This is a genomic window from Sporichthya sp. (assembly GCF_013815995.1).
Taxonomy (GTDB): Bacteria; Actinomycetota; Actinomycetes; order Sporichthyales; family Sporichthyaceae; genus Sporichthya.
Map to the genome: position 1 here is coordinate 1 of NZ_JACDFE010000165.1, position 10,762 is coordinate 10,762.

The 10,762-nt window shown below is 70.4% G+C and carries 7 protein-coding genes; 2 read left to right on the forward strand and 5 right to left on the reverse strand.

The features are described 5' to 3' along the window. Nucleotides 1-879, forward strand: an 879-nt coding sequence (locus H0X00_RS17020; RefSeq protein WP_293773184.1) for a helix-turn-helix transcriptional regulator, incomplete at its 5' end; no start/stop codon positions are given. A 253-nt stretch (nt 880-1,132) separates the two neighbouring features. Here the strand turns inward: H0X00_RS17020 and H0X00_RS17025 are convergent. The 4 genes from H0X00_RS17025 to H0X00_RS17040 form a co-directional block, all read right to left on the reverse strand. Next, nucleotides 1,133-2,770, reverse strand: coding sequence for a dynamin family protein (locus H0X00_RS17025; RefSeq protein WP_293773187.1), 1,638 nt, complete (start codon nt 2,768-2,770; stop codon nt 1,133-1,135). Then, nucleotides 2,767-4,611, reverse strand: coding sequence for a dynamin family protein (locus tag H0X00_RS17030; protein ID WP_293773190.1), 1,845 nt, complete (start codon nt 4,609-4,611; stop codon nt 2,767-2,769). Before H0X00_RS17030 ends, H0X00_RS17025 begins: the two co-directional genes overlap by 4 nt. A 225-nt stretch (nt 4,612-4,836) precedes the next feature. Next, the gene (locus H0X00_RS17035; RefSeq protein ID WP_293773193.1) at nt 4,837-5,502 is read right to left on the reverse strand and encodes a hypothetical protein; all 666 of its coding nucleotides are present in this window, start codon (nt 5,500-5,502) and stop codon (nt 4,837-4,839) included. A 371-nt stretch (nt 5,503-5,873) separates the two neighbouring features. Further along, complete coding sequence (locus H0X00_RS17040; protein WP_293773195.1) at nt 5,874-6,551, reverse strand: IniB N-terminal domain-containing protein; 678 nt, start codon at nt 6,549-6,551, stop codon at nt 5,874-5,876. Nucleotides 6,552-6,989: 438 nt separating this feature from the next. On the opposite strand from H0X00_RS17040, the gene H0X00_RS17045 reads away from it, so the two are divergent. Beyond that, nucleotides 6,990-8,852: an Hsp70 family protein gene (locus H0X00_RS17045; protein ID WP_293773197.1), complete on the forward strand. Its 1,863-nt coding sequence runs from the start codon at nt 6,990-6,992 to the stop codon at nt 8,850-8,852. A gap of 82 nt (nt 8,853-8,934) precedes the next feature. On the opposite strand, the gene H0X00_RS17050 is transcribed toward H0X00_RS17045, so the two are convergent. After that, nucleotides 8,935-10,362 carry a hypothetical protein gene (locus H0X00_RS17050; RefSeq protein ID WP_293773200.1) on the reverse strand — a complete coding sequence of 476 codons (1,428 nt, stop codon included), beginning with the start codon at nt 10,360-10,362 and terminating at the stop codon, nt 8,935-8,937. Nucleotides 10,363-10,762 lie beyond the last annotated feature (400 nt).

Consider the following 10,762-nt stretch of genomic DNA (forward strand, 5'->3'; position numbering starts at 1 on the left):
GAACTCACCGCGGCCGCGATCGAGGTCGGGCTGGCCCGCCGCGAGGGCGACCTCGGCGCACTCGGCGTGGCCTGGCAACGCGCCCGCCAGGCGATCGTGCGCCACCCGGTCGACCTGTTCGCCCTGCACGCGGTCGGCGAGCTCGCGGTCGCCGCGGCCCGGCTGGGGGAAGGCGGCTGGATCGCCCCGCACCTGAACGAGGCCTGGGCCCTGCTGGAGCGCCTCGGCCAGCCGGCCCTGTGGGCCGCTCCGATGCACTGGTACGCCGTGCAGGCGGCCAGCCTGGCCGACCGGCCGGCCGACGCCGCGGGCCACATCGCCATTCTCGAAGCTGCCGCCCCGTCCTATCCGCAGGCCGCCGTGCTCGCTGCGGCCGCGCGGTGCTGGATGCGCGTGATGGCCGGGCAGGTGGACGCCGCCGAGGTCGAGGCGGCCGCGCGCCGGCTGCACTCCATCGGGCACGCCTGGGACGCTTCCCGGCTGGCCGGCCAGGCCGCTGTGCGTACCGGCGACCGTGCGTTGATGTCCTCGCTGATGAGCGTCGCGCGGTCGCTGCGCCCGGCCGTCGGCGGCGGCCCCGGGCTGACGGAGGCGCTCAGCGGCGAGGGCGGTGCGCTGCTCTCGGACTCCCCACCTGCGATGCCGATGGCCCGACCGGCCGAGCCCACCGGGTTCGGCGGCATCGCGCTGTCCGACCGCGAACGTGAGGTGGCCGCGCTGCTGGTCACCGGGCTGACCTACAAGGAGATCGGCGAGCGGCTGTTCATCTCGGCCAAGACCGTCGAGCACCACGTCGCCCGGATGCGCCAGCGCCTCGGCGCCGGCAGCCGCGGCGAGCTGTTCTCCCAGCTCCGCGCAGCCCTCGACACCGACGCCTGACGGTCCCTCAGGACGTTGGCCCGGGTGCCATCCACCCCCGAAAGTGCACCATGGCACGCGGGCTTTGCTTCCGGACGTGCCGCACTGCGCTTTCGGGGGTGAGCGCGCCGTGCCATGGTGCGCTTTCGGAGCGGCGGCGGCGAAGAGCCCCTCGCGCCCCTCGGGCCACCCCAGTGCATCTTCCATGGCTGAGTGGTCGATTTCGCGGCCGAATCAGCCCCGGAATCGACCACTCAGGCATGGAAGTTGCGCGCTACAGCGAGGAAAGAATGCCCTCGCAGGTGCGGACGATGACGCGCGCGGCGTCGGCCACGGGACGCGCCGAGGCCGGGTTCTCCGCCCGTCGCCGCCAGCGGCTCATCGCATCGGTGGCGGCCTCCCGAATCTCCTGCAGGGAGGCGGTCGGGGCCAGCCCGAGCCGTACGAACTGCGCCTGACCGGTGCCGCCGAGCAGCCGCTCGGCCTCGGCCCGCTGCTCGCTCGGCAGCGCCACGGCCCCGGTGCGCAGGGACCCGAGCAGAGCCAGCTCCACGAACTCGTGCGCGCCGGAGAAGATCTTCTCGACCTGCGCGAGCAGCAGGTCGGTCTCGGCCAACGGGGTGGACCGCAGGATCGAGTCCAACGCCATCAGGGCCGAGCGCGCCTTGAGGAGGTCACCGCGCTCGGTGAACAGCGCGGTCAGCGCCTCGCGCAACTCCTCGAGCCCGGAGCGACGGACCAGCTCTCCGGCGAGGGCGGTGGAGTCGGTGATGCCCTGCCGGATCAGCGGCAGGGCGATGCGCACCCCGAACAGACCGAACCGGGTCATCAGCGCGGAGCGGATCGCCGCGGACGGCAGCTCCGGTGCACCTTCGGGCAGTTCGCGGCCGAACCGGTCGGCGGAGAGCAGCATCGCGTCGACGTAGTCACGGTCCGCGGCCGCGATCGCGGCGAGGGCGTTGAATTCCGCCTGGCGCATCGTGCGCCCGGTCTCGGCGAGCAGACCGGCGACGGGGACGACGGTCTGGCACAGCGAACGGATCTTCTCGTCCGCGCGCAGCCGGGACGCGATCGCGCGGGCGGACTGCAGCGCGTCCACCCGGCCGGCGCCGATCTCATCGGCGCGGGAGAGCACCGCCACGGTGTTCACCGGCGAGGACCCGATGGCTGCGTGGGCATGGAAGGCCTCCAGGAAGCCCATGTCGTCCGCGTGCACGTGACGCATCAGGTAGACGATCGCGTCGGCCGCGCCCTGCTCCTCGTCCGGGGTGAGGAAGTCCTCGGTGCGGGTTGACACCTCGACCGAGGCCGAGGCGATGCCCGGCGTGTCGATCAGCGTCATGGTGGCCAGGTCACCGGAGGGCCAGTCCACCGTGAGCCGGTCGACCTCCTCCGGGGCGACCCCGCCCAGGCCCAGCTCGAGCCGGCCGTTCTGCCGGATGATCGGCAGATCGTTGGACTCGCCGTCCCTACGGCGCATCACGATCCGGGGCGCCGGGGCGTTGCGGTACCAGGTGACGACGCGGGTGCACTCCCCCGCGTCGGTCGGCGCAATGACCTCACCGACCAGCGCATTGAGCAGCGTGGACTTGCCCGCCTTGACCTTGCCGGCGATCGCGATGCGCACCGGTGAGTCCAGCCGGTCCAGGTGCGCCTCGATCCGCTCCGCGGCCTCCGCGTGGTCGGCGTAGACCTCGGCGGCCTGCTGGAGCACCAGGCGGACCTGGCCACAGATGTCGGTCGAGACCGGAGTGCCGTGCGGGGACCGGGCGGCGGGAACCGGTACCTCACGCACAGCCGCGGGCGGCGGCGTCTCGGCCGCTGAATTCTCGTTCTCTTCCGAGTACTCCTCGGAGTACTCGTCCGATCCCTTCCCGTCCTTCTTGTTCTTCTTGGAGCGGCGCAGAATCACACTGCTCCCGCCTTCGCCGGGGTGACCACCAGAGCGCGCGCCTGCTGCTGCAGACCGGCCACCGAGGCCAGCTCACGTTTGAGCTCGCCGATCCGGGCCTCGCGGTCGGCGGAGTTGGTACGTGCGCCCGCCTCGGCCGTGCGCAACGAGTCCTGGAGCGAGGTCTCCAGTTCGGTGGCGACCTCGGTGAAGTGGTCCCGCAGCTGGCGCTGGACCCGGCGCAGCATGTCGCGGCTGTCCTTGCCGATGTGGAACACGACATCGTCGGTGTACCGGCGCACGGCGTTCTTGGCCTCCGCCTGCCGGCGCTGCAGCAACCGCTTCTTCTCCTCGCGCAGGGTCCGCCCACCCAGCAGCAGGCCGGCGCCGACCGAGAACGGGTTCAGCAGGGCCAGCCCGGCGAAGGTGGAGAACATGCCGAACATCAGGGTGCCGATGTACCCGCCGCGGACCGCGATCAACGCCTTCTCGCCCAGGTTCGGGTCACCCTCGTCCGAGAGGTACATCGGGCGGACGGCCTGCATCGACCCGCCGACCCCGACATCGAGGTCGGGCAGGGAGAGCTCGCCGTCCTCGGCGAAGTGCTCGGCCACCACGGTGGCCAGGAAGCGGGCCCGCTCGTTGGCCCAGACGAAGTTGGCCGAGCTGGCGCCGGCGACCTGCTCCTCCACCCACGGTGCGAACTCGACCCAGACCACCGACGGGTCACCGAGGACGTCGATCTCCTCCTCGGCGTTGCGCTGAATGTCGCGCATCCGGTCGCGCAGGTCATAGTCGATGTCGGCGGCGAGGTCGGCGACCCCGTCAGCCAGGGTCTGCTGCCAGCGGGCACCGCGCTCGCGGAGCGCCGTCATCCGCTCCTTGGCGGCGCGCAGGTCCGAAACCGTCGATTCCACCGTCTCCGGGTGTTCCTGGACTCCGAGCTCGGACTGCAGCCCGCGGGAGAGCTGCTCACTGACCCCGGCGACGGTGTTGGCGACCGCGCGCCGGACCAGCAGTTCGGCCTGCCCGACCGTGTTGGTCAGCATCGTGGCCAGGACCGGGAAGCCGGACTCCACGTTGAGCTCGTTGTCGTTGCGGTCCAGCGCGTGCCAGCGCAGCACCGAGGAGACCGGGATCAACTGCGCGGTGACGCCCGCCTGGGTCAGGTGCTCCTGGTTCAGCTCGTAGATCCGCCGCCATTCCGGGTAGAGGTCGATCTTGGTCAGGATGCAGGCGATGTTCGGGCACAGCTTCATCGCATGCTTGAGGAACTCCAGCTCCGCGGCGGTGTACTCCTGCGCGGCGTCGGAGACCAGCAGGACCGCGTCGGCCCCGGGCAGCGCAGCCAGGGTCGCGGTCGCGCGGACCGATCCGAGCCCGCCCACACCCGGGGTGTCCACCAGCTCGAGGCCGGACTGCAGCAACGGGGTCGGCAGCCCGACCTCGACGTGGCTCAGGCCCTCCCGGTTGGCCGGGTTGCCCATCTCGGACACGTAGCGCGCGAGGTCCTCCAGGCTGGCCTCGGTGCGCTCGACGCGAATCGCTTTCGAATCGTCGTCGGGGTCGGCGCCCGGCTCCTCCTTGACCAGGGTCACCACGGGCTTCTCGGAGTAGTACACGGCGGTCGGCACCGAGGTGGCGATGTCGTCGTCGACCGGGCATACCCGGGCCCTGACCAGCGCATTGACCAACTGGCTCTTGCCCTGCTTGAACTCCCCGATGACCAGGACCCGGACGCGGTCGTCGTGAAGACGGTCCTTGGTCTTGCGCAGCCGGCTGGCGAGGTCGGTACGGCCGCGGGCGGTGACCATGCGCAGCGCATCCTCGACCGTCTGGATCACCACATCGGGTGCCGGCACGCGCTTCTCCTGATCCCTGGTCCCCGTGGCCGGCGCGCACGGCGCCGGGCCAGCGCAATTACGCAGCCCGGCCCCGCACAAGCGACGGCCCCGTCCCGGTAGCACCGGGACGGGGCCGATCTTCTCACCTCGACGGTCGCGGGTCGGGGGATCTGGCGCGACACGACCGACTTGCACTCCGACGAGGTACCCCCTCCGAGAGGTCGCCCCCCCAGGGCCGACCACCTAGGAAAGGACGTTGATCAGGTCGTGCAGGTTGTTCGCGGTGTCCTCGACGACGTCGTTGAGGATCGGGCTGCCGTTGAGGATCGGGCTGCCGTTGAGGGTGTCGTCGACCAGGTTTGACAGCACGTCGAGGTCGTTGAGGTTGTCGGTCAGGACCAGGACGTTGGTGTTCTCGTCGCCGGTGATGCCCTCTTCGATGTCGGTGATGGTGCTGTCCTGGATCTGGTCGTCCCCGGCCGAGCCGTCACCCTCGACGACGTTGTCCGCCTCGGTGTCGACGTCGGTGGAGTTGTCGGTGGCGGTCTGACTGGTGGTGTTGGCCTCGGTGGCGGTGTTGGTGTTCCCGTCGCCGGTGTTGTCGATGTCCGGGCCGTCGATGGTGGGCTCGTCGATGACGTTGCCACCGTTCGAGGTCGGGGCCTCGATCGTGTAGTTGTTGATGATGTACTCGATCTGCTGCGGGTTCGAGGCGCCCGCCACCAACGGGAAGTCGACACCGGCGACCTCGCGGAACGACGGGGCACTGGAGACACCGGAGCCGCCGGAGCCGCACGCGTTGGTGAAGCCGGCCGAAGCCATGCTCATCTGCGGGTGGGCGCCGAAGGCCTCACGGGCGCTGCCGTCGCGCATGAGGTCGACGATCCAGTCGAGGAGGTTCGTAGCCATGTCCGTGACCCTTCGTCAGATTTGTTGTGAAGTTGAGGTTTTCGGCACCCTGCGGGCCGCTTGAGGACAAACCTAGGCAGCGGGGGGAACCGTGCGGATCGGGGAAAGGTCCCCCATCGAAAGCCGCGCGTACGGGGATCGTGATCTTGATCGGGGGTGGCGTTGGGGGCAGCACTCGGGCGGGCGCCCGCAGAGCGTGCACCCGCCCCTGAACGTGCGACGGCCCCGTCCCGAATAGCGGGACGGGGCCGTTCCTCTCACCTCGACGGTCGCGTACCGGGGGATCTGGCGCGACACGGCCGACCGCGGTCCGGCGAGGTGTTCCCCTCCGAGAGGTGGCTCCCCACTAGTTCACGCAGGCAGGCTGGTGGCTAGGCGAGCACGTTGATCAGGTCGTGCAGGTTGTTTGCGCTGTCCTCGACGACGTCGTTGAGGATCGGGCTGCCGTTGAGGATCGGGCTGCCGTTGAGGGTGTCGTCGACCAGGTTCGAGAGCACGTCGAGGTCGTTGAGGTTGTCGGTCAGGACCAGGACGTTGGTGTTGTCGTCGCCGGTGACACCCTCGCCGATGTCGGTGATGGTGCTGTCCTGGATCTGGTCGTCGCCCGCGGAGCCGTCGCCGGGGACGACGTTGTCGGCCTCGCTGTTGAAGTCGGTGGAGGAGTCGGTGGTCTCCTGGGTGGTGGTGTTCTCCTCGGAGGCGGTGTTGGTGTTCCCGTCGCCGTTGTTGTCGATGTCCGGACCGTCGATGTCCGGCTCGTCGATGACGTTGCCACCGTTCGAGGTGGGCGCCTCGATCGTGTAGTTGTTGATGATGTATTTGATCTGGTCCGGGGCGTCCTCACCCGAGGCCTCGGGAGTGCTGACGCCAGCGACCTCGCGGATCGACGGGTTGTCGATGAGGAAAGCGCGGGAGTCCGCGACGTCGGATCCACACACGTTGGTGAAGCCGGCCGAAGCCATCGACATCTGCGGGTTGGAGTTGAAGGCCTCACGGGCGCTGCCGTCGCGCATGAGGTCGACGATCCAGTCGAGGAGAGAGGTAGCCATTGCCGTGACCCTTCGTCAGATTTCGTAGCTGCTGTCGTGGTTCCGCGGTCCGTGGCGGGCCGTTGCCGAGAAATCTAGGCAGTGAGACGAATCGGGCGGATCGGGGAAAACCCCCCAATCAAGATCACCCGATTGGGGGATCGTGATCTTGGTCGGAGACCGGAGGGCGGGGGGATCAGGTCGCCGAACCGGGCGTGTCGCGTGTGACAGGAGTTCAAATAGTGGTAACAGCTATCACTTTAGACATCTCCAGCCACACTGGTTCAAGCTGAGGCAAACGGCCTCCGACCTGCGACGACACCCTCTCCGCGGGCCTGCGGCGGTCCGGAACCTGCGCTCGTGGTCAAACGATCTTGCCCGCGCCAAGGGCGAGAACACCCCCTGACGTCGGGTCATATGAGCCCCGTTAGAACACACGACCAAGGGGGCTGGCGCGCCATGGGTTACCGACTCGGTGTCGATCTGGGCACTACTTTCACGGCCGCGGTGGTTCACCGTCCCGGCACCGCACCGACCGTGGTCTCACTCGGGGAACGGGCGGCCACCATGCCGTCGGTGCTCTTCCTCGGTGCTGACGGCACGGTGCTGGTCGGCGAACCCGCCGAGCGGCGCGCGGTGACCGACCCGGACCGCGTGGTCCGCCGGTTCAAGCGACGCATCGGCGATGAAACTCCGCTGCTGATGGGGGCCGAGGGCGACGGGCTGACCGCGCACGCGATCGCGGCGCGGATGGTCGCCCTGGTCGCCGACCGGGTCGCCGAGCAGGAGGGCGGGGCACCGGACGCGATCGCGCTCACGGTCCCGGCCGCGTGGGGCGCACACAAGAAGGAACTGCTCACCGCGGCGCTGGTCCGCGAGGGCCTGCTCGAGGTGACGCTGGTCAGCGAGCCGGCCGCGGCCGCCCTGGCCTACGCCGACACCGGGCGCCTCCGCGCCGGCAGCACGGTCGCCGTCTACGACTTCGGGGGCGGCACCTTCGACGCCGCGCTGCTGCGGGCTGAGACCGACGGCCGCTTCACTCCGCTCGGCAGCCCGTCCGGCCTGCCGAACCTGGGCGGGATCGACTTCGACGACGCGGTGCTGGCCTATGTCCTGGGCACGGCCGGCCCGCAGACCCCGGGGGTCGACCTCGACGACCCGCTGCACGTGACCGCGATGGGGCGGCTCCGCCGGGAGTGCGTCGAAGCCAAGGAGGCGCTCTCCGCCGACACCACGGCGACCGTGCCGGTGCTGCTCGGTGCGGCGCAGACCTCGGTGCGGCTGACCCGCGGCGAGTTCGAGGCGATGATCGCCGGTGCGGTCGAGGAGACCTGCACCGCGCTCGAGGCCACACTGGTCTCGGCGAGTCTGACCCGGAACAACCTCGACCGGATCCTGCTCACCGGCGGCTCCTCGCGGATTCCGCTGGTGACCCAGCTGCTCTCCGCGCGGTACCCGGGGGTGGCGCTGGAGCGGGACATCGACCCGAAGCTGGCGGTCGCCACCGGCGCGGTGCTCGCCCTCGCGCTGGAGCCGGCGAAGATCACCGGCCGGCACGCCGCGCGACCGGTCGCCGAGGGCGAGACCGCCGCCGCTCCGGTGACGGTTCTCGCCGCCGTGGACGCCAAGCCGGCCCGTCCGGCCCTGGAGATCGAGGGCTTCGCCGGGGACCGCGAGCCGGGCACCCGGCCGATCGTCGCGCAGAAGCGCAAGATCCCGACCGTCCTGATGGCGGCCGCGAGCGTGATCATGCTCGGCGGACTCGGCCTGAGCCAGCTGGGCGCGCTGGAGTTCGGCGACGCCCTGCCCGGCTCCATCTTGCAGGAGGCGCACGCCGGCACCGACTCCTCCGACGGTTCGCAGTTGGAGGTCGAGGCGGCCGAGAAGGGCAAGAGCGCGAAGGCGTCCAAGTCCTCGGAGGCCCCATCGGAGGCCTCATCGGTGGGGGCGTCGGAAACCTCCGCCGGGAGCCCGGGTGGGCGCACGGAGGGGAGCGCCGACACGGGGTCCGCGGCGACGTCCGGATCGAGCACGTCGGCCGACACCGAGGCAGCTGACGAGGCGTCAGCCGAGAGCGGCAAGGCGACCAAGGACCAGGCCGCCGAGCGCAAGGCGGCCAAGGGCGGCTCGCCTCAGGCCTCCGGTGACGGGGCGGTGGATGCGGCGGCTTCGGGGCCGGCCGCGAGCGAGGTGGGGCCGGCTGCGGAAGCGGCACCCGAGGTCGCTGCCCCGGTTGCGGAGGCCGAGGACACCTCGACCGACTCCGGCTCCGTCGAGTTCAACAGCAGCGACACGAACGAGGAGCCTCCGGTCGCGCCCTGACTCCGGCGCCGCGTACCGGACGAACGAAGGGCCCCACCGATGGTGGGGCCCTTCGTCGTGCTGTGCTGATGGATCAGATCGTTCAGACGCCGCCGAGGCCGCCGAGCAGGGAGGTCAGCGGGCCGTCCTCGCCGAGCAGCGCGGTGACGGGACCCAGCGGGTCCTCGCCACCCTCGCCACCGGTCAGACCGCCGAGCAGGCCGTCCTCACCCGTGACGATGTCCGACGGGCTACCGCCGGTGCCACCGGTGATGCCGCCGAGCAGGCCGTCCTCACCCGTGACGATGTCCAGCGGGCTACCGCCGGTGCCACCGGTGATGCCGCCGAGCAGGCCGTCCTCACCCGTGACGATGTCCAACGGGCTGCCACCGGTACCGCCGGTGATGCCGCCGAGGATCCCGTCCGGGCCGGTCACGATGTCCAGCGGAGATCCACCCTCGCCACCGAGCAGGCCGGTGAGGATCGCGAGCGGGTCGCCCGTGCCACCCTCGCCGCCGAGGAGGCCGTCGAGGATGCCCAGCGGGCTGTCCGCGCCGAGCAGGTCCGGGAGCGCAATCCCGTCGAGGATCTCGCCACCGGGCAGGCCGGAGGTGATCCCGCCGAGCCCGCCGAGGATGCCGTCGCCGGCGCCGGTCGCACCGGTGGCAACGCCGAGGACCGGGTTGACCACGTTGAGCGCGCCGCCGAGGGCGTTGTTGACGTAGCCGAGCGAGGTGGTGTCGAAGAACGCGCTGCTCAGCGGGAACGCCTGCAGCTGGGCAGCGCCGAGGACGCTGTTGACCAGGGTGCTGACCTGAGCGGTTTCCACAGCGGTGTTCGTGACCGCGTGGACGGCGTTGACCAGGTCGCCCGCGATCCCCAGCGGGTTGGCCGGGTTGAGCGCGGTACGCACGGCGGTGGCGACGGTGTTGACCGCGCCGAGCGGGCCGAGGCCCGACAGGATGCCGGCGTTGCCGGCGTTGAACAGGGTGCCCTGCAGGGCGGTGACGCTGTTCAGAACGGCCGGCAGGGTGCCCGTCACGCTCAGGGCGTCGGTGACCGAGCCGACGATGTCGTCGAAGCCGTCGAGCGGCACGACGCCGCCGACCACGCCGAGCCCGAGGGGGCCGGCGATGGCGGTGGCCAGGTTGGCGGTGCTGAGCGCGCCGGTGATCGTGGTGGCGAGCGGGGCGATCGGCAGCTGGCTGGCAGCGGTGACGACCGCGGTGGCGGCCGAGTTCAGCGGGCCGGTGGCCAGGCTGGTTGCGGCGGCGGTGTAAACACCGTTGACCGCGGTGTTGACCGCGGCAAGCGGGCCGGTCGGGGAGCTGATGCCGCTGACGCTGTTGACCAGCGTGCTGGCCGAGGTCACCGTGCCCTTGACCGTGTTGACGGCGCCGGTGAGCGGGGACTGGGCGGACAGCTCGGTGAGCAGCACCAGGGCGGGGACAGCGGCGGTGATGCCCGTGAGGCCGGTGACCGTGTCCAGAACGCCGTCGACCGGCGCAAGAATGTCCTCAGGAAAAGCCAATTGAAGCCTCCACATTACGGCGGGCAAGGGTCCCGCGGGTGTCTTCTCTGTGTCGATCAGGTCGTGCAGGTGGGATTTCGACTTCTGACCAGATCGCCCCGTACCAAGAGCCGACGAGGGCGTTTCTCGTGGCGCGCTTGAAGGCTCATGCAACCCCGTGCGCTTCTGGAAACCAAAGCTAGATGCGCTGGAGCATGATCAATCGGGGTCCGCACCTAAGGGATCTTGCTGTCATTAGGGGGAGATGACGGGTGCCACTAGGGCCCCGTGATGGCAAACACAATTTCGATGTGAATGCGCCCCCGGTACGTATCCGAATAGAAAGGGCAAGGGCCCGTCCAGGGGGATGGACGGGGCCCTTTCGGCCGCGAGGGAACGGCCGGTCATGCCGTGGGGGGGG

Bases quoted from the DNA above. Each gene is read 5' to 3' on its own strand.
- H0X00_RS17045 (WP_293773197.1), top strand. From the start codon at position 6,990: ATGGGTTACCGACTCGGTGTCGATCTGGGCACTACTTTCACGGCCGCG.
- H0X00_RS17035 (WP_293773193.1), bottom strand. From the start codon at position 5,502: ATGGCTACGAACCTCCTCGACTGGATCGTCGACCTCATGCGCGACGGC.
- H0X00_RS17040 (WP_293773195.1), bottom strand. From the start codon at position 6,551: ATGGCTACCTCTCTCCTCGACTGGATCGTCGACCTCATGCGCGACGGC.